At 63.5% G+C, this 17,817-nt stretch carries 15 protein-coding genes, 1 tRNA gene and 4 pseudogenes; 7 read left to right on the forward strand and 13 right to left on the reverse strand.

The genetic code is table 11. The annotated features are described in order from the left end of the window. Positions 1-42 precede the first annotated feature (42 nt). A complete protein-coding gene (locus ACM0O9_RS12160; protein ID WP_414604141.1) occupies positions 43-3,393 on the forward strand; it encodes an autotransporter domain-containing protein in 3,351 nt (1,116 codons plus the stop codon). 70 nt (positions 3,394-3,463) lie between these two features. Here ACM0O9_RS12160 and cml read toward each other — a convergent pair whose 3' ends face one another. Together cml and ACM0O9_RS12170 are read right to left on the reverse strand one after the other, a co-directional pair. Continuing rightward, the gene (gene cml, locus ACM0O9_RS12165; RefSeq protein ID WP_235649070.1) at positions 3,464-4,651 is read right to left on the reverse strand and encodes a CmlA/FloR family chloramphenicol efflux MFS transporter; all 1,188 of its coding nucleotides are present in this window, start codon (positions 4,649-4,651) and stop codon (positions 3,464-3,466) included. Positions 4,652-4,904: 253 nt separating this feature from the next. After that, the gene (locus ACM0O9_RS12170; protein WP_005419568.1) at positions 4,905-5,357 is read right to left on the reverse strand and encodes a PA2169 family four-helix-bundle protein; all 453 of its coding nucleotides are present in this window, start codon (positions 5,355-5,357) and stop codon (positions 4,905-4,907) included. Between the two features lie 464 nt (positions 5,358-5,821). Between ACM0O9_RS12170 and ACM0O9_RS12175 the strand changes: the two genes are divergently transcribed. Beyond that, the gene (locus ACM0O9_RS12175; protein WP_164229859.1) at positions 5,822-6,463 is read left to right on the forward strand and encodes a glutathione S-transferase family protein; all 642 of its coding nucleotides are present in this window, start codon (positions 5,822-5,824) and stop codon (positions 6,461-6,463) included. 23 nt (positions 6,464-6,486) lie between these two features. On the opposite strand, the gene ACM0O9_RS12180 is transcribed toward ACM0O9_RS12175, so the two are convergent. Both ACM0O9_RS12180 and ACM0O9_RS12185 read right to left on the reverse strand, forming a co-directional pair. After that, a complete protein-coding gene (locus ACM0O9_RS12180; protein WP_065186330.1) occupies positions 6,487-6,894 on the reverse strand; it encodes a hypothetical protein in 408 nt (135 codons plus the stop codon). Positions 6,895-6,943: 49 nt separating this feature from the next. Further along, on the reverse strand, positions 6,944-7,363 hold the full coding sequence (locus tag ACM0O9_RS12185; protein WP_321573321.1) for an H-NS histone family protein: 420 nt from the start codon (positions 7,361-7,363) through the stop codon (positions 6,944-6,946). Positions 7,364-7,481: 118 nt separating this feature from the next. Between ACM0O9_RS12185 and ACM0O9_RS12190 the strand changes: the two genes are divergently transcribed. Further along, positions 7,482-7,880 (forward strand): DoxX family protein, encoded by a 399-nt coding sequence (locus ACM0O9_RS12190; protein ID WP_061478119.1) that lies wholly within the window; start codon positions 7,482-7,484, stop codon positions 7,878-7,880. A 277-nt stretch (positions 7,881-8,157) separates the two neighbouring features. Further along, complete coding sequence (locus ACM0O9_RS12195; RefSeq protein WP_164092862.1) at positions 8,158-9,294, forward strand: hypothetical protein; 1,137 nt, start codon at positions 8,158-8,160, stop codon at positions 9,292-9,294. 93 nt (positions 9,295-9,387) lie between these two features. On the opposite strand, the gene ACM0O9_RS12200 is transcribed toward ACM0O9_RS12195, so the two are convergent. Further along, positions 9,388-10,233: a hypothetical protein gene (locus ACM0O9_RS12200; protein WP_164092863.1), complete on the reverse strand. Its 846-nt coding sequence runs from the start codon at positions 10,231-10,233 to the stop codon at positions 9,388-9,390. Between the two features lie 760 nt (positions 10,234-10,993). On the opposite strand from ACM0O9_RS12200, the pseudogene ACM0O9_RS12205 reads away from it, so the two are divergent. Further along, a pseudogene (locus ACM0O9_RS12205) lies at positions 10,994-11,101 on the forward strand (DUF1353 domain-containing protein); the annotation flags it as partial. 57 nt (positions 11,102-11,158) lie between these two features. Here ACM0O9_RS12205 and ACM0O9_RS12210 read toward each other — a convergent pair. Next, a pseudogene (locus tag ACM0O9_RS12210) lies at positions 11,159-11,278 on the reverse strand (gfo/Idh/MocA family oxidoreductase); the annotation flags it as partial. Positions 11,279-11,541: 263 nt separating this feature from the next. Here ACM0O9_RS12210 and ACM0O9_RS12215 point away from each other — a divergent pair. Further along, a complete protein-coding gene (locus ACM0O9_RS12215; RefSeq protein ID WP_049450323.1) occupies positions 11,542-11,913 on the forward strand; it encodes a hypothetical protein in 372 nt (123 codons plus the stop codon). 358 nt (positions 11,914-12,271) lie between these two features. On the opposite strand, the gene ACM0O9_RS19780 is transcribed toward ACM0O9_RS12215, so the two are convergent. The 7 genes and pseudogenes from ACM0O9_RS19780 to dtd all read right to left on the reverse strand — a co-directional run bounded on the left by ACM0O9_RS19780 (position 12,272) and on the right by dtd (position 16,749). After that, positions 12,272-12,913, reverse strand: coding sequence for a tyrosine-type recombinase/integrase (locus ACM0O9_RS19780; protein WP_235649067.1), 642 nt, complete (start codon positions 12,911-12,913; stop codon positions 12,272-12,274). A 54-nt stretch (positions 12,914-12,967) separates the two neighbouring features. Beyond that, positions 12,968-13,051: pseudogene (locus tag ACM0O9_RS19785) on the reverse strand (hypothetical protein); the annotation flags it as partial. Between the two features lie 247 nt (positions 13,052-13,298). Beyond that, positions 13,299-13,496, reverse strand: a pseudogene (locus ACM0O9_RS19790) (Arm DNA-binding domain-containing protein); the annotation flags it as partial. Positions 13,497-13,671: 175 nt separating this feature from the next. After that, a tRNA-Ile gene (locus tag ACM0O9_RS12225) sits at positions 13,672-13,747 on the reverse strand. Positions 13,748-13,787: 40 nt separating this feature from the next. After that, entirely contained in the window at positions 13,788-14,099 is a 312-nt protein-coding gene (locus ACM0O9_RS12230) for a hypothetical protein (protein ID WP_235649066.1), read from the reverse strand. 265 nt (positions 14,100-14,364) lie between these two features. Then, positions 14,365-16,218 (reverse strand): RNA polymerase sigma factor RpoD, encoded by a 1,854-nt coding sequence (rpoD, locus tag ACM0O9_RS12235; protein ID WP_005419586.1) that lies wholly within the window; start codon positions 16,216-16,218, stop codon positions 14,365-14,367. Between the two features lie 90 nt (positions 16,219-16,308). After that, complete coding sequence (dtd, locus tag ACM0O9_RS12240; protein WP_065178791.1) at positions 16,309-16,749, reverse strand: D-aminoacyl-tRNA deacylase; 441 nt, start codon at positions 16,747-16,749, stop codon at positions 16,309-16,311. 61 nt (positions 16,750-16,810) lie between these two features. Here dtd and ACM0O9_RS12245 point away from each other — a divergent pair, with 61 nt between their 5' ends. Next, positions 16,811-17,731, forward strand: coding sequence for a lauroyl acyltransferase (locus ACM0O9_RS12245; protein WP_053496997.1), 921 nt, complete (start codon positions 16,811-16,813; stop codon positions 17,729-17,731). Positions 17,732-17,817: the final 86 nt, after the last annotated feature.

The following is a 17,817-nucleotide window of genomic DNA, read 5'->3' on the forward strand; positions in this document are numbered from 1 at the left end:
GCGTTAACGGCCTTGATGTCCGTCAACCAAGGAAGTTGTCCGATGAATCACCCGCTGTACGGCCGTTCGTCCCGCTCCCTGTCGCACCGCCCGCTGGCGCTTGCCGTCGCCAGCTCGCTGCTGCTGGCCGCTGCACTGCCGGCCATGGCCAGCGAATCACTCGAGGCCTGGCAGCAGCAGCGCCAGATGCAGGCTGCATGGGCGCAGCCTGCTGCCAACGCTGCACCCGCAGCGACGGCCGCTGCACCTGCCGCCAGCAGCACCGCCGTTCTTGGCAACCCGGGCGATCCGGCCAGCTGGCGCAGCGATGAGTTCAACGCCGATTGGGGCCTGGGTGCGATGGGCGCGGACTACGCCTATGCACGCGGCCTGACCGGCAAGGGTGTGCGCCTGGCGCTGTTCGACTCGGGGTCCGCACTGGCGCATCCGGAGTTTGCAGGACGCAATACCTCCAGCATCACCATCGGTGCCGACTGCCCGACGCCGGGTGTGGTCGCGGGGACCGGTGCCTGCGGGCAGACCCGCGGCGAACAGCCCGGCTACAACTACTATGGCCTCGGTGCCGGCGTTCCGGCCGCACTCGCGGCACGCCTGATCGCGGCCGGCCAGCCCTATGGCTTCAGCTACGCCGACCACGGAACGCATGTGCTTGGCACCATCGGCGCAAACCGCAATGGCACCGGCATGCATGGCGTGGCCTTTGGTGCGGATCTCACCGCCGCCCGCGTGTTCGGCGACACCTACTATGAGTGGCGCCTGGATCCGGACAACTACTATCGCCCGCGCGCGGTCTACCGCACCGATCCGGATGACGCCGCCACGCTGGACATGTATGCACAGATCCAGGCGCAGGGCGTGCGTGCCATCAACCACAGCTGGGGCATCTCCACGCGCAACATGACCGCCGCCGCGCTGGACCAGCAGTACGCCAACATCGGTGCCGACTACGGCGTGTACGGCAGCATCTACGCCAGCAATGGCGATACCCCGGGCTCCACCCTCATCCAGGTCTGGTCGGCTGGCAACGGCAGCGGCGCCGTCGCCGGCATCACGGCCGCCATGCCGCGCTGGAAGCCCGAACTGGAACCGTACTGGCTGGCCGTGGCCAACGTCCGCCGGCCCAACGCCGCTGCGGGCGAAACGGACTACGTGATCGATGGCAGTTCCAGCATCTGTGGCGTTGCCGCCAACTGGTGCATCTCGGCACCCGGCACCGACATCGTCAGCACCATCGTTTCCGGGGATATCCAGGGCCGCATCGAAAACACCTCCGCCTACGTGCGGCTGATCATCGACAGCGAGAACAACCAGTATGTCTATGGCACCAAGACGGGCACATCGATGGCGGCGCCGCACATCACCGGCGCGCTCGGCCTGCTGATGGAGCGCTTCCCCTATCTGGACAACGCCCAGGTCCGCGACGTGCTGCTGACCACCGCACGCGACCTGGGTGCAGCGGGCATCGATCCGATCTACGGCTGGGGCATGGTGGATCTGAAGAAGGCCATCGAAGGCTATGGCTCGCTGCGCGTGGACACCAACGTGGTGATGAACCAGAAAGCCGGCGGCCTGAAAGTCTGGGAAGGCGATGCCTGGGACAACTGGACCAACGACATCGGTGGCCCTGGCAAGCTGACCAAATCCGGTATCGGCTGGCTGCGCCTGAGCGGCAACAACAGCTTCAACGGCGCGGTACTGCAGGACGGTACGCTGGAATTGAACGGCACCAACACCCTCACCTCGGCAGTCGAAGTACAGGGTGGCCAGTTGCTGCTCAACGGCAGCCTGGTCTCCACCGCACTGACCACTACCGGTGGCGTGAGCACGGTCAGCGCCAGCGGCGTGCTGAACAACAGCAACCTGGTGATCAACGGCGGCGTGGTGTCCTTCAACGGCACGCAGACCGGCGGCACCACCACGGTCGGCGCCAATGGCCTGCTGAAGGGCGTCGGCACGCTCGGCAATACCCGCGTGGACGGCATCATCGCGCCGGGTAACTCGATCGGCACGCTGACCATCAACGGCAACTACGTGCAGGGCGCCACTGGCGTCTATGCCGCCGAGCTGGCCCCGGGTGGCCGCAGTGACCAGTTGCACGTGACCGGCACCGCCACCCTTGGCGGCACGCTGGTCGCGCTGCCGGAGCCGGGCGTGTACTACCTCGGCGAGCAGTTCAACTTCCTGCGTGCCGACGGAGGCGTCAACGGCCAGTTCGCCAAGACCGACTTCAGCGCGTTTTCCCCGTTCCTGCAGTTCAGCCTGGCCTACGGTACCAACGGCACGCGCATCGACGTCGCCCGTGGCGCTTCACTGACCACGGCTGCCAACACGCCCAACCAGCGTGCAGTGGCAGCGGCCGCCGACCTGCTGCCGATCGCCCAGGGTCTGCCCAAACCGCTGACGCAGCTGTTCCCGCAGCAGGTCGGAGGCGTGCTCGACGGCCTCAGCGGCGAGCTGCATCCGGCCACGGCCATCGCCCTGGTCGAGGGCAGCCGCTACGTGCGCGATGCCGCGTTGTCACGCCGTGCCGGCGCCGCCGCACCCGGTAGCGACGTGGGTGACGCGACGGGTGCATGGGTGCAGGCCATCGGTGGCAACAGCAAGCTGGACGGTGACGTCAACACTGCCCGCACCGAAGCCAACAGCAACGGCCTGCTGGTCGGCATCGACCGCGAGTTCTCCGGCTGGCAGGTCGGCGTGTTGGCCGGCACCGGCCGCACCGACGTGAAGCAGCAGGAGCGTCGCGCCAAGTCGAAGATCGACAACACCCACTTCGGTGCCTACGCCAGCCACAACTGGGGCGGTTTCGGCCTGCGCGGTGGTGTGGCGTGGAGCAAGCACGAGGTGAAGAGTACGCGTGATGTCGCCTTCGCAGGCTTCAGCGACAGCCTGAGCGCGCGCTACGACGCCCGCACCCGCCAGGCCTTCATCGAAGCCGGCTACCGCTTCGGTGGCCCGGAAGCCGGGCTGGAGCCCTACCTGCAGGTCGCACGTGTCGAAGTGGACCTCAAGCGCGTCAACGAACGCGGTGGAGCAGCGGCACTGCAGGGCAAGGTGGACGATACCGGAACCACGATTGCCACTGCCGGCCTGCGCTTCGACAAGGGACTGAAGGCTTCGTTCCAGCAGGAGAGCTGGCTGCACCTGCGCGGTGGCGTCGGCTATCGCCGCGCTTCCGGTGATCGCAGCCAGGTCGCCAACCTGGCCTTCGCCAACGGAAGCACGACGTTTGCGGTCAACGGCGCGCCGATCGCCGACAACGCGGTGGTGGCCGAACTGGGCCTGTCGGCCTGGCTGACCGAGCGCCAGCAGCTGGAACTGGGCTACAGCGGCCAGTACGGCAGTGAAAGCCGCGACCACAGTGCGAATGTGCGCTGGTCGGTGCGCTTCTAGTTCCCGTCACGTGTTCTCATGAAGGATTGGGGCGGCCTGATGGCCGCCCTTTTTTTATCACCGGCCGAGGCTAGCGGCAGCCGCGCAACATCGCCGCGGCGACCAGGCTGGCCACTGGCAGCAACAGCCCATAGGCCACCAGCGGCCATACCGTATCGCCCGGCAGCAGCACCGTAGCCAGTGTTCCGAAGCAGGCCACGATCAGGCTCTGCATCGCGTAGTAGAGCGCCACCGCCATACCCGACGCATCGGCAAACTCACTCAACGCGCCGTTGGCAGCCACCGAAACCACCATCACCAGCCCCACCGCGATGCCCCACATGGGCAGCACGACGCTGGCGAATGACAGTGGCAACTCCGCAGCGAGCGCCATCAACAACACGCCCGCCACCATCACGCACAGGCCACGCACGAATGTGCCAGGCACCGCCCAGCGCGCGATGAACGTCTTCGCCATGCGCGACATGAGGATCATCACCAGTGCCACCGTCGCGAACGCCAGGCTGAAGGTGATCTGGGAGTACTGCATGCGCTCGACCAGCACGCGCGGTGCGATCGAGAAGAACACGAAGAACGTGCCCATCGCGGCACTGAATCCCAGCGTGTAGACCCAGAAGGCACCACTGCGAAGAATTTTCTGCAGTGCCGGTCCAGCGTCCCTGCGCCCTGCGGGTCGGGTTTCCTGCCACAGGCGTTGCGCACGCAGGACGGCGACCAGGCCAAGCACACCCAGCAGCACGAAGATCGCACGCCAGCCTGCTGCCGCAGCCACCAGTGCACCCAGCATCGGCCCCAGTGCCGGCACGAAGGCCAGCATCGAAGCGAACAGTCCATACAAGGACGCCCCCTGCGGTGTATCCGCGTATACGTCGCGGACGGTGGCAAACGTCGCTACCAGCGCTGCCGACGCGCCAATCGCCTGCACTGTGCGCCAGGCCAGGAAGAACCCGCTATTGCTGGACAGCGCCAGCGCAAACGAGGCAACGGTGAACAGCAGCGCCCCCAGCAACAGCACGGGGCGGCGCCCGATCCGGTCGGACAACGGGCCGAACAGCAGTTGGCCGACGCCGAGCACCAGCAGGTAGATGCTCAGCGTCAATTGCACCCGCGCAGGCGATGTTCCCAACGCGCCGGGCATCAAGGGCACTACAGGTAGATAGATATCCATGGCCAGCGAGGCCAGGAGGTCGAACGGCGCCATCAGCGCAATGGCCGATGGCAGGGTATGGGCCCAACGCGGGGCCTGTCGATTGAACATGGGGAGTCTCCGCCCAGAGTGAGTCCGGCGGTGATCCATCCACTTCGCATGCATCGCAGGGATGTTCACCGCAACAACGTCTGCGTCGTTGTTGCGGCTCAGCGAACTGTCTGCGGACCGTTCCCGTTGTTCATGGTGCTCATTGTTGGCAGTGCGGAACCGGCAAGAGTGTAGCAGCGACCGATTCAGGGTGGCCGGGGCAGCGGTGCCGCCCCGGCCGCGGCGTCCCTGGGGAGTGGGACGCCGCTGATCGTCAGGCCGCCTTCATCGCATGCTTGCGCGCGCGCATCACGTTGTGGCATTCCTGCACTTCCGGCAACAGCTGGGTGACTTCCTGGCGTACCGCCGGCGGCAGCTCGTTGTCCTTCAGCACGTCCTTGAACGCGCCCAGCAGGCGGTCCTCCGACTCTTCCAGCTCGGCCACATAGCCATAGTTGGTGTCACCGAAGGCTGCACGCACCTTGCCGTAGAACTGCTGCATCGAACCCACCACGGTGCCATGCTCGGCAGGCTTGCCGCCGCTGGCAGCCACCGAACCACTCAGCGCCGCGACGATGCGGCCCTTGACGCCGGCGATGCGGGTGAACAAGGCCGACAGCTCGGCATCCTTCACCTTGGTCGCCGCTTCTTCATAGAACGACTTGCCGTCACGAGCGATCTCGATCAGGTCGTTGAGGCGATGTTCGATGGTGGACTGGGTGCTCATGGCGTTGCTCCTGTATCTTCGTTTCAGGGGAGAAAAGCAGCTTCGACTGCGCTGCCTGCGTATCCACTGTGGACATGCTTGTGTGGTTCCCGGGTGAGCAGCGATTGATACGCACATCACGTCACTCAACCCGCACTGACTGCTTCACGCCACAGTGGCGCGTGGATCACATCGAGCGAGCCCGGGCAGGCTCACCAAGGTACGAAAAGGATGATCAGTACGATCACCAGGACCGCGGCGATCGCTCCCATCAGCACGTTTCTCTGGCGCCAACTGGGTTTCGGTTTTCCGGGAGTATTCATGCCTGCTACCTGTCTCTGCGGATGACCCCGGCAGACTGATGGATCGGCGACGGTGCGTGCGTGCAGGACATGTGCAGGCGACGTGCAGAGCACCGACACCCATGTCGATTTCCGGCACACTCGCTCGTCAGATCATCAAAGCCCTCCTTGATTGCGGACCCCATGCCTCCCATCCTCACCGCCTTCGCCACCTCCCCCGACCGTGGCCAGGGCCTGGCCCGTGACATGCGCGTGCGCTGGGCACTGGAGGAACTGTCGGTAGCCTATGACGTACAACTGCTCACCTTCACCGAGATGAAGCAGCCCGTACACCTGGCACGCAATCCGTTCGGGCAGATTCCCACCTGGCAGGAGGGCGACCGGACCCTGTTCGAATCCGGCGCCATCGTCCTGCATCTGGCCGAACAGCACCCCGGCCTGCTACCGCGCGACGCGGACGCCCGCATGCGCGCGATCATGTGGATGTTCGCTGCGCTGAACACGGTGGAGCCCCCCATCGTTGAGCGCTCCATGGCCTGGGTGCTGGAGCGCGAGCAGCCGTGGTACGCACAGCGGCTGCCGCTGCTGGATGAGCGGGTTCGGGCGCGACTGGCGCAACTGTCGACATGGCTGGCCAAGGCGCCGTGGCTGGACGGCGATTTCAGCGTGGGCGACCTGATGATGGTCTCGGTGCTGCTGCGCCTGAAGAGCAGCGGGCTGCTCGACGAGTATCCGACGGTGGCCGCCTATGTGGCCCGCGCGACGCAGCGGCCCCCCTACCAGCGCGCCTTCGCCGCGCAGCTGGCGGTGTTCCAGAACGGGTAGTTCCACGCCATGCGTGGAAACACTCAGCGCAAGCTGCGCCGGCAGGCGGCCTGCACCAGCATCAGCTGCGCCACCAGGATCAGCATTGCGCAGCCCGACAACAGCCAAGGGTCGATGTACCACTGCTCATTGAAACTGAAGTCGCCTGCGGAAATGCGTTTCCAACCGTTGAAGTGCTGCATCGCTGCGACCACGAACGCGAAGCCACCCGCTGTGTACGACAACCAGGGCACGATGAGGCTCCCCGGGCGCGCGAACAGCGTCAGCAGGCCGAGCACGCCGATGACCGTGCGCTGCACGCGGCAGTACGGGCAGACATAGGCCATTCCGCTCCATTCCACCGCCCAGGCCAGCAGGCTGACCAACATGCCCGCCACTGCGGCGGCGTGCAGGGCTTTCGGCGTGATCGTCATGCCACTCTCGTGTGCCATCCCGTGCTCCTTGGTTGAAAGACCCGGGCAGGGTAGCAGTGCTGCAGCGTCATCCCTTCTTGATGACGGTCCGCTTGCCGATGGTGCTGGTCCTGCCAGCGGTCGGCCTGGCCAAGCCAGGAATCAGGAAATCGGTGACCTTGTGGCCCATCGACACCTTGGACGCCAACCAGCGCGGCATGCGCCCGCGACCGGTCCAGGTCAGGCGCTTGTATTCCGGGTCGCGATACTTGGGCGCGACTTTGCCGGATTTACGGCGGACGGCTTTTCGGGCGGGCGCAGGTGTTTCCGAGGCTTGGCCGCCAAAGAGTTCTTCAAGGGTGTAGCCGGCTTCGGCGGCGGCGGCCTTCAGCATCCGCCGCACCGCACTGGCCGGACGGCGGCTGGAAATCAGCTGTTTCCGCCGTTCAGCGGCAACCACCAGGGCACCCAGCTCGCGAAGGCTGAGCGATTCAATATCGATCATCATGCGGGAAAGGTCTACTGCAGCGCGGCAGCTGTCAAGGCGCCCTGCCCGGCGCGTAGACACGGGCTTCACCGCCGGTGGGCTCCGATCGCCTGCGTCGGCCATCTCCGAGGACCTCGACGTGAGCACTTCATCGCATTCGCTCGCCTACCTGCTTGCACGCATCCTGCTGATGGCCCTGTTCCTGGTCTCCGGGCTGGGCAAGCTCGGCGATCTCAGCGGTACCCAGGGCTACATGGAGGCAATGGGAGTACCCGGCATCCTGCTCTGGCCGACCATCGCGTTCGAAATCGGCAGCGGCCTGTGCATCCTGCTCGGCTTCCAGACCCGGCTGGTGGCGGTCGTGCTCGCAGGCTTCAGCCTGGTCACCGCTTTCATCTTCCACCACAACTTCGCCGACCAGACCCAGCAGATCATGTTCCTGAAGAACCTGGGCCTCGCCGGCGGCTTCCTGCTGCTGGCGTGCACCGGGGCGGGACGTTACAGCATCGATGGGCGTGGGCGGCGCACGCAGCTGTAACGCCAGACCAGGGCAGCGAGAGTACCCTCGCCGGATGCGGGAGGCACTGGACCAGGACGATCAACGGCTGACCGCGACTTCCGTCATTGCTGACGGCTGGCTGGCCAACCTCGTCAGGGAATCGTCTCAACGTGAAGCACACAGTGCAGGACACGCGATTGCGAAATTGCGTCTCGCAAACCCCGAGGCCGGCCCTCTTTGGGCATGGGGGAATGAAGGCCAAGTCACAACTCGGCTTTCTGGTGCCGGATATAGGTAACCCCCATCCGAGGTAGCTATGCGACACATCTCCAATGCTCACTTCTACCAAGCCGAAGTCACTCAGGTTGATCGTTGGGATCACGGACCACTTGAGCTGGTCTTCGTGGACGAGCCCACCGAGGGAGGCCTTGAGCAGACTGCGCATATCCACGAGTGGAATTCGACACAGCGGGCCGGATTCCTCCGTTCCGGCAGGGCGATGGATGGTCTCAAGGCATCGATTCCATGCCTCGAGGATCGCCGCAACCCCAACATGATCCTGGTACCGACGTGCGGCGGGACCTCCGAACTGGATGTAATGCTCGCCGGGTTGCTTCCGGATGCGCTGCTTCAGCAACACAATCTGGAGCGTCGCCGGACGGTCATGAACTTGATCTTCGGTCACCGCTCACTGGATGCAGGATATGGGTCACGTGCACGAGCCGCCTTCTCTCAGCATGTGTGGTCGGTTCTATCGCCACGTGCCCGACTTGGAGCGAACGCCTTCGCGCCGAACTCGCCCCTCCGTCTGCTTGCTGGGGACACCAGGTACTGGGCGCACCGCATCTATCGTCTTGCGCTGGATCGACGCGATGCCTTCTTTGAGCCGACAGATCATGAAGAAGAATCATGGAGGCCGATAGATATGCTGCGCGAACGAATCCTTGCCCCGCTCCCCGAAGAAGAACGGTCCAAGTTCAAGGTGGATCGCCCGCTGCAGGGCGGAGACATTTGGGATGTCTTCGACAGTGGTGAACGAGAGGACGTTCTTCGGTGCGCAATAGATGGTGATGGCGTCATGGAATCACTTGACCCGCTGATCGAGCTCCTTCACTCGCACCGCGTCCACGAGGACTTTTCAGATGCAAATTCTTGGATCAAGGAGGATTTCGAGCGAAGCTTCTACTCCAAGCGCGCGAAACTCAAGGTCGATCTCGTAGAAACAATCGATGATGCGCCGGCCTACGATCTTGCGGAGAACGAACCGTATGAGCAGGTTCTGTTCCGAGACGTGATCGCCATGCTCGATCAGAAGGAGCGACGGCTCGTCCTGGCGCTTCGCATGGGTAAGAACGCGTCGACAATTGCGCGAGAGTCTGGCCTTCGCGGCCACGCCTCTGTCTCCAGACGAATCAGCGCGCTCAAAGCGAAGCTAGCTCATGTTTTGAAGTGATCAGGCCTATTGATCGCTACAGAGTTGCGCGGTATCCAAGACACATGTTGATGAAGAGCTCAGCGGGCTGGACGTTCCAGCCCGGCCTGAAGCTCACTGGCGAGCCCGCCACGCTCCGTCCTCTCTGATCTCCACGCCGAGTTGGTAGGCCAAGTCGTGGTACATGGACTGAAGCAGAGTGCCCCCGTTCAACTGCTTCGCCCATTCGTCGACGACGGTGGTGAGCGCCCCTGCCAAAGCCACCTGAAGCTTCAGCACACTATCGCACTCAGAGAGCTTTTCTTGCCAACACCCGGCAATGGCCGCCCTCTCAAAATCACGGCCAAGGTCGTGCAGCATTGACACATGAAGTGTCTTGCAAACGCTCGTACCCACCAAGGCAAAAGGACGGTGCTGGAAGTTGTGCTCTGTCTCTCTCCGGACGGATCCAATTACATGGGCAAGCCAGCCATCGGCAATCGGCGAATCCATGCTGATCGTGGATCCAGTCCTGACGTAAGAACCCTGCCGAAAGCTATCAAAATCCGACTGAAAGTCCATCAGCACCATCGGCGCGGCAGCTTCGTCAAGCGGAGGAGGCGCCATTGGATTCCTCGTATTTCGGGACAGAGTCCAGTGCCTGAGGGTCATGCCTGCCGATATCTTCTTATGCCACAGGTGGATCTCATCAAGACTGGCCTTGCCCAGGCTGATCCTGTTCTCCACGGTACCAAAGAGCTCGTTGCTGTCGGCGTCTGCCTTGACCCTGAACTCCCGCATCTTCGCAATCGCGCTCGGGGAGCCCATCTCAAGCCTCCTGTGATGAAGATCGTGCGCGACGATCATCCACTTTGGTATCACGTGTTCCTGCGTTTCCTTTGCGGGAACAACACCGGTGAAGAGACAGCAATCAGCAAAGTCGCTTCTTTCGAGGGTCTTGCGATCCAGATAGGTATGCATTTGCTCTCTCTCCTTGCAGGGCTTGGGATGGGTAGTGTGCCTATCCTCACGGGAACCGCTCTACGGCGTAACCAAAACAAGCAGGGGAAGACCGATGGGGCAGCAACCTGGATGGTCGGCTCCCCAAATACGAGGCAGTTCGCCTGCCGACTGTCCTGCGCGTACAGCGCTCGAAGAGCACGAAGACCTTGGCGCCATTGACGTCCTTTAGCTCTTGGCCCTTGGAGCCCTACGTTGGCGTCAACAAGGGCTCCAGCGCAAGACTCCGTCGCGTTGTCGCCGGAGTCTCTGTAGCGGACTTTAGTTCCAGCATCCAAGGCCACGCTGACAGCGGGACCCCGCCTTAGTCGCAGCTGCTCGCGCGGCTTGCGACCGGGGAGGATCGCGCGGGCATGATCTCACCGTTCGTGGCAGGGATTGGAGCGGCCACACCCCCGCTTCCACATCGAGCCCCCCTCCTCTGTCGCTTCTGACCATCAAGCCATCCGGCCACGCTTGAAGGTAGGATCCGCTCAGGCCGGCGAGGACCGGCCCCACAGGGGGACTCATGAACAGCACGATCACGTTGATGTGCCGACTTGCCTTGCTGCCCACAGTCCTTGGATTGAGCGCCTGCTCACACCGGATTGGGATGCCCACCATGGCGCCGCCGGCTGCCACAACCACCGAGTTCGCAGATGGACGGTTCTGGCTGCAGGACAAGGATCTGAACTAGCGGATCGGTGACACCCAGGAGGTGATCACGGTACCGTCCGGCTTCGTGCCTGACGTAGCGTCCATCCCGAGAATCCTTCATATCGCCATCCCCACAACAGGTTGGTATGGCCGAGCCGCCATCATTCACGACTACCTGTACTGGTCCCAGCTATGCACCCGGGAGCAGGCTGACAATCTGATGCTGATCGCGATGAAGGAGAGCACGGTCATCGCGGCGCATCACCGCCACGATGCGCGAGCCGGGAACGCTATTGAATGCAGGGCCACTCTTCCTCTCGGTGACGCTTCCGCACTCAACAAAGCCCCACCGGACTGTCGAATCAATCATTGAGAGCCACCACGGACCAAGGCGATGAGGCAATGGTATCCGCTGCTCGCGGGCCTGACAGGTCAACGACTCAGATCTCCAAGCCCCCAACCCTTGGCGATTGCGGCGGCCAACCTCGCTCGCGTGTGGACCGTCAATGCATGACCGACCTGCAGGTCACTGACCTGGCTCGGCGATCGCGTTGCGCGCCGGGGAGGCTGGGAAATTCTTCCGCAGCCGGTTAACTTTCCCGATGGCGCCAATGACACTCAGGGAGCGAAGCAATGGCAACCAGGTACTCCAAGCGACGGCCCGACGGTTCGGTCGCCTACTACGACTCAGAAGAAGAGATGTGGGCCGACCAACCCGCTCTGCCCCCTGAGCCCGGCCTATTTGAGTTCTCCGCCCTCTGGGCCGTCATTGGCTTTTTTGCCTCGGTGTTCATCATCGCGTTGACGGTGTACGGACTCGGATTGGGTGAGGGGTGGCCCAAGGCTGTTCGCTTTGGGGCTGTGGTGTTGTCCATTTGCGTCTCCACCTACCTCATAGGCAGAGTGGGCCAATTTCTCTTCCAGGTGTTCTGGGCGCTGGTGGGAATCGGCTTCGTCCTGGGTGTTCTTTGGGCAATCGTGGCCTTGCTATGGCATTTCGCCTGAAAAGGACCGGCCTGACAGCTCCGATGCCCATGACGCTGAGGGAAGCCTGCAAGTGGAACATTGATCGCGAGAGATCGAACAGAGACATCAATACTCAAACGCGCCCATTGAACCGGATATGGATGTGACTGAAGTACACAAATTGAAGATTCGCCGTCGCCCCAGCCAGGAGGAGGGTCTGGGCTGTCTTGGCACTGCGTTTCGATCACTGGCTCCAAAGGTCGGTGGCGAGCTGCTGATGCGCGAGCTTCTGGACCACTGGGATTTCCCCGCGGCATATGTCATTGAAGTGCTCTTGCGCGCAGAGGCGCGCGGTCTACCGGGCAGATGAGTGACCGCTGGCGAGTGGCTGCACGAATCAGGCGGCTTTTCGCTGCCGAGCGCTCTTCGTCGCGGTCTTGGACTCATTCATCCGCAGACCATCCAAGTAGTCAGCCCACGCCTGCATCATCTTCGTGCGCTCAGGCAGGTGGGTGGCGCGATTGTAGGCACGCCCCAACGGATCTTTGACTGCGTGTGCAAGTTGATGCTCGATGTAGTCCGGTCTAAAGCCAAGCACTTCGTCAAGCACGGTCCGCGCCATGGCGCGGAAGCCGTGACCCACCATGGTGTCTGAATCGAATCCGAGGTATCTGAGGGCCGCGTTGAGCGTGTTCTCGCTCATCGGCTTCAGTGCACTTCGGATGCCAGGGAATACGAACTCGCTATGCGACGCATGGGGATGCAGGTCCATAAGGACGGCCATTGCCTGCTTGGACAAGGGGACGACGTGCGGCCTCTTCGTCTTGCTCGTGACATACCCCCACTCTGCGGCGTCAAGATCTATGTCCGCCCATTTCGCCTTGCGCAGCTCCCCGGGTCGCACGAAGGTCATCGGCGCGAGCTTCAGGGCAGCCTGAGTAACACGGGAGCCCTGATAGCCCCACAGCGCGCGCAGCAAATCGGCGATCGCTGAGGGATCCGTAATGCTGGCAAAGCGCTTTGTCCGCGGCTGCTCCAAGGCCCCAGCCAAGTCCTGGGCGGGGTTGCGCTCGGCGCGTCCAGTGGCGATTGCATATCGGAAGATCCGCCCTGCGTGAGACCGGGCTCTGTGTGCCGTCTCGACCCCCCCCCCTTTGCTCCAGCTTTCGCAGCGCAGCCAGCAGTATCGGGGCGGTTACATCCGACACTGAAATGTCGGCCAGCATGGCCAGGTCCTTCTCAATCAGCCGACGCTCACGCACGACAGAACCTGGTACAAGCCCTTCTTTGGTTCGCTTCGCCAACAGCTCGAGGCCAACTGCGGCGAACGTAGCGGTCGCCTTCTCGCCTTGCGTTGCCTTCTCTGTCCTGGCCACTTGGGCAGGGTTGGCGCCGCCGCACAGCATCGCTCTCAACTTATCGCGCTCGGCACGTGCCGCCTGAAGCCCCATGGTTGGGTACTCATCCAAGGTGACGATGCTTGCCTTTCCAAGGAAGCGATAGCGATAGCGCCAAGCCTTGCTTCCGGCGGGACGAATCTCGATCACCGAGCCGTTCGTATCGGCTACCCGATACGCGGCGGCCTTTGGCTTTAGTGCACGAATCTTGGTATCAGTGAGCATGTGAGTCAGATGGTTGTGAGTCAGGCGAAGCTTGGTCGCCAATTGACTCACACACTGACTCACTTTCAACGTGGATGCAAACGGACCGGGGGAGACCCAGGAGGCATCGAGAGCCTTACATTTCAGCGATTTCGGGGATTTTTTGGACTGATCTGGACGTCCTTAGACGTCCAATTGGTGGGCCCATCAGGATTCGAACCTGAAACCAAGGGATTATGAGTCCCCTGCTCTAACCGTTGAGCTATAGGCCCTGCGCAGCGCCACAGTGTAGTGGAGGCCGCCCACGATCGGCTACCCGGCAGCAGCAAGAGCCTCAGCAACGCGCCCCAACCGCTTCTCCGCCGCTTCCGCAAACCACATCTGCCGCCGCAGATGTGCCTGGAACAGCGCCACCGTCCTCCTGGCCTCTTCCAGTCCCTTCTGGTTGCCGCCCCTGAAGCCGGCAAGCAACCCAGCTTCAGACAGCGTCAGCAGCGCATACGTCGTCCGACGTGCAAACCCCAACGGATCCTCACACTCATCCCGCATCACCTCATCCCAGTTCAGCAGCGGCGGGAAATCGATTTGCACGGGCTCAGGCATATCGTGCTCCACATCATTCATGGCCTCACTCCAAATGCATGACGAATCAGTGCAGCGGGCCGTATGTGATGTACGTGACCTGCTGCGCGCTTGCATCAGCGCCGATGGAGACCGGCCTGCCTACGCGATGTGTTGAGCATCTGCACGGTCAGCGTGCGACCGCCGCGGGACGTAATCAAATGGTAGATGCGACATCGTCAGGATCCGACCGGCATGGCCGGGAGCTACCAAAGAAAAACCCCGCACCAGGCGGGGTTTCTCTCAACGCTTCAACAGCCGCTGGCTATCAATCGATATCCAGGAAGCTGCGCAGCTGCTCCGAACGGCTCGGGTGACGCAGCTTGCGCAGGGCCTTCGCTTCGATCTGGCGGATGCGCTCGCGGGTCACGTCGAACTGCTTGCCGACCTCTTCCAGCGTGTGGTCGGTATTCATGTCGATGCCGAAGCGCATGCGCAGCACCTTGGCCTCCCTCGGGGTGAGGCCGGCCAGCACGTCGCGCACGGTTTCAGACAAGTTGATGTTGGTGGTGTTCTCGATCGGGGACTCCACGTTGGTGTCCTCGATGAAGTCGCCCAGATGGGAATCCTCGTCGTCGCCGATCGGGGTTTCCATCGAGATCGGCTCCTTGGCGATCTTCATCACCTTGCGGATCTTGTCTTCCGGCATGTCCATTTCCTTGGCCAGCTCCTCCGGCGTAGCCTCGCGGCCGTACTGCTGGAGCATCTGGCGGGAAATGCGGTTCAACTTGTTGATCGTCTCGATCATGTGCACCGGAATTCGGATGGTGCGCGCCTGGTCGGCGATCGAGCGGGTGATCGCCTGGCGGATCCACCAGGTGGCGTAGGTCGAGAACTTGTAGCCGCGGCGGTACTCGAACTTGTCCACGGCCTTCATCAGGCCGATGTTGCCTTCCTGGATCAGGTCGAGGAACTGCAGGCCACGGTTGGTGTACTTCTTGGCAATCGAGATCACCAGGCGCAGGTTGGCCTCGACCATTTCCTTCTTGGCCTTGCGCGCCTTGGCTTCGCCGTAGGCCATGGCACGGCTGATTTCCTTCAGCTCTTCCAGGTCCAGCTGGGTCAGCTTCTCGATGTCGATCGTCGCCTGCTGTTCGGCGATGATCTGGTCCTTCACTTCGCGCAGGGCCGACGACCACTTCTGCTTGCGCTTCAGTGCGTCTTCCACCCACTCCAGGTTGGTCTGGTTGCCTTCCCAGGAACGGATGAAGTCCTTGCGCGGCATGCGCGCGGTGACGGTGGCCAGGTTCAGCACACGGCGCTCATGCGACTTGATGTCGGCCATGGTGTCGCGCAGCTGCTTGGTCAGCACGTCGGTCAGCGGCAGCGGCAGCTTCAGGGTGACGAACACCGCCGACATCTCTTCGCGCAGGCGCGGCAGGTTCTTCTTGTCGCCCTTGGTCGCGGCCTTCTTGAAAGCGTTGAAGGCATCGCTCAGTGCCTGCATGCGCGCGGCGACTTCCTCCGGATCCGGACCGGTCGGTGCGGCTTCTTCATCGCCACCGTCGACATCGTCGTCCTCGTCCTCGTCGCCTTCGGCGTCCGCATCGGCGCTGTCATCGGCAACGACCGCCGGCGGTGCCGGCTCTTCGTCGACCAGGTCGTTGAAGCCGACGATCACTTCGGCCAGGCGCTTCTTGCCTTCCTTGTGGGCTTCGTAGTCGTTCAGCAGCGACTCGACCGAAACCGGGAACTGGCCCAGGGCCGCCTGGACCTGCGAAAGGCCTTCCTCGATGCGCTTGGCGATGGCGATTTCGCCTTCGCGGGTCAGCAGCTCGACGGTGCCCATTTCGCGCATGTACATGCGCACCGGGTCGGTGGTACGGCCACCTTCGGTGTCGAGCGCGCTCAGCGCGGCGGCAGCTTCTTCAGCCGCGGTGTCATCGACTTCGCGGTTGCCGGTGTTGCCATCGTTGAGAAGCAGGGTTTCCACATCCGGCGCAACTTCATGGACATCGATGCCCATGCCGTTGATCATGCCGATGATGTCTTCGATCTGTTCCGGGTCGACCATGTCGTCCGGCAGATGGTCATTGACTTCGGCGTAGGTCAGGTAGCCCTGTTCCAGGCCCTTGCTGATCAGTTGCTTGATTTCGGATTGGGCAGGACGTTCGTTGGCCATGTAGTGCTCGCGCCACCGGCTAGGGAGAAATAGGGAACGTAGCATTATACCAGCCCGGGGCCCCGCCTGCCGGGCGGTGGTCCCGCAGGCTCAGGGCCTGAGAAGGAAGGTCACGGGACCGTCATTGACCAGGCTGACGACCATATGGGCACCAAATCGGCCCGTTTCCACCCCGGGCGCGTGATTTTCACGACAGATCTCGACAAATCGATTGAACCCGCGTTCAGCCTCGTCCGGCGGTGCGGCGGTCGTGAAACTGGGGCGCATGCCCGAACGGGTATCGGCGGCCAGGGTGAACTGGCTGACCAGCAGCAGGCCGCCGCCGGTGTCGCGCAGCGACCGGTTCATCTTCCCGGCCTCGTCGGCGAACACCCGGTAGCCCAGCAGGCGCTCGGCCATCCGTCGCAGCTGGGCCTCGGTATCGCCCGGTTCCATGCCGACCAGGGCCAGCAGGCCGGGGCCGATCCGCCCCACCACTTCCTGGTCGACATGGACGGCGGCCTGGCTGACGCGCTGGATCAGGACGAGCATCGTGGGCTTCCAATGAACAGGGCCGGCCACGATAGCAGCGCCCTTGGCTAAACTGGCGCCGATGAATCCGCAACGCAAAGCCCGGCTGGTCTACCGCGCCACCACCCTGTTCGCCCGCCTGCCCTGGCCACTGTTGCGGGCGTTCGCGCATGCCCTGGCGTGGACGTGGGTCCGTCTCAACGCTCGCGAGAGCCGCGTCACCCGGCGCAACCTGGAACTGGCCTACCCGGAACTGGACGGTCCGGCGCGCGACCGCCTGCACCGCGAGCTGCTGCGCTCCACCGCCCTGCAGGCCATCGAGACGCTGCGGCTGTGGAGCCAGAGGCCGGCCGACAACCTGCGCCTGCACCTGAAGCAGCGCCACGGCGAATCCCTGTACGACGCGGCGCTGGCCAGCGGCAAGGGCGTGATCGTGGCCGCACCCCACTTCGGCAACTGGGAGCTGCTGAACCAGTGGCTGGCCTCGCGCGGGCACATCGCCATCGTCTACAAGCCACCGGAGGACGAGGCCAGCGACGCCTTCCTGCAGCTGGTGCGGGGCGGCCAGAACGTGCAGCAGGTGCGCGCCGAGGGCCCCGCCGTGCGCCAGCTGTTCAAGGTGCTCAAGGACGGCGGTGCCACCGGCATCCTGCCGGACCAGCAACCCAAGGCCGGCGACGGCGTGTTCGTGCCGTTCTTCGGCGTGCAGGCACTGACCATGACCCTGGTCAACCGGCTGGCCGAGCGCACCGGCGCCACCGTGCTGTATGGCTGGTGCGAGCGCGTTGGGCCGGACATGGAATTCGCCCTGCACATCGAGCCGACCGACCCGGCCGTGGCCGACCCGGACCCGCAGGTGGCGGCCACCGCGCTCAACGCCGGCATCGAGCGCATCGCCCGCCGCGACCCGACGCAGTACCAATGGACCTACAAGCGCTATACGCTGCGGCCACCGGGCAGCGGCGAGGAAGACCCGTACGCGACCGAAGAGCATCCGCACTGACGGTCGCACCACGCGGGCCCGTCCGGCCCCTGCGACCGGCGGCCGCACCACGTTGAATACGACGCCGTCGCCCCCATAGAGACTGC

The organism is Stenotrophomonas sp. FR012, assembly GCF_047520565.2.
Lineage (GTDB): Bacteria > Pseudomonadota > Gammaproteobacteria > Xanthomonadales > Xanthomonadaceae > Stenotrophomonas > Stenotrophomonas sepilia.

Bases quoted from the DNA above. Each gene is read 5' to 3' on its own strand.
- cml (WP_235649070.1), bottom strand. From the start codon at position 4,651: ATGTTCAATCGACAGGCCCCGCGTTGGGCCCATACCCTGCCATCGGCC.
- ACM0O9_RS12230 (WP_235649066.1), bottom strand. From the start codon at position 14,099: ATGAATGATGTGGAGCACGATATGCCTGAGCCCGTGCAAATCGATTTC.
- ACM0O9_RS12185 (WP_321573321.1), bottom strand. From the start codon at position 7,363: ATGATGATCGATATTGAATCGCTCAGCCTTCGCGAGCTGGGTGCCCTG.
- dtd (WP_065178791.1), bottom strand. From the start codon at position 16,749: ATGCTCGTCCTGATCCAGCGCGTCAGCCAGGCCGCCGTCCATGTCGAC.
- ACM0O9_RS12195 (WP_164092862.1), top strand. From the start codon at position 8,158: ATGCGACACATCTCCAATGCTCACTTCTACCAAGCCGAAGTCACTCAG.
- ACM0O9_RS12160 (WP_414604141.1), top strand. From the start codon at position 43: ATGAATCACCCGCTGTACGGCCGTTCGTCCCGCTCCCTGTCGCACCGC.
- ACM0O9_RS12245 (WP_053496997.1), top strand. From the start codon at position 16,811: ATGAATCCGCAACGCAAAGCCCGGCTGGTCTACCGCGCCACCACCCTG.
- rpoD (WP_005419586.1), bottom strand. From the start codon at position 16,218: ATGGCCAACGAACGTCCTGCCCAATCCGAAATCAAGCAACTGATCAGC.
- ACM0O9_RS12200 (WP_164092863.1), bottom strand. From the start codon at position 10,233: ATGCATACCTATCTGGATCGCAAGACCCTCGAAAGAAGCGACTTTGCT.
- ACM0O9_RS12180 (WP_065186330.1), bottom strand. From the start codon at position 6,894: ATGGCACACGAGAGTGGCATGACGATCACGCCGAAAGCCCTGCACGCC.
- ACM0O9_RS12170 (WP_005419568.1), bottom strand. From the start codon at position 5,357: ATGAGCACCCAGTCCACCATCGAACATCGCCTCAACGACCTGATCGAG.
- ACM0O9_RS12175 (WP_164229859.1), top strand. From the start codon at position 5,822: ATGCCTCCCATCCTCACCGCCTTCGCCACCTCCCCCGACCGTGGCCAG.
- ACM0O9_RS12215 (WP_049450323.1), top strand. From the start codon at position 11,542: ATGGCAACCAGGTACTCCAAGCGACGGCCCGACGGTTCGGTCGCCTAC.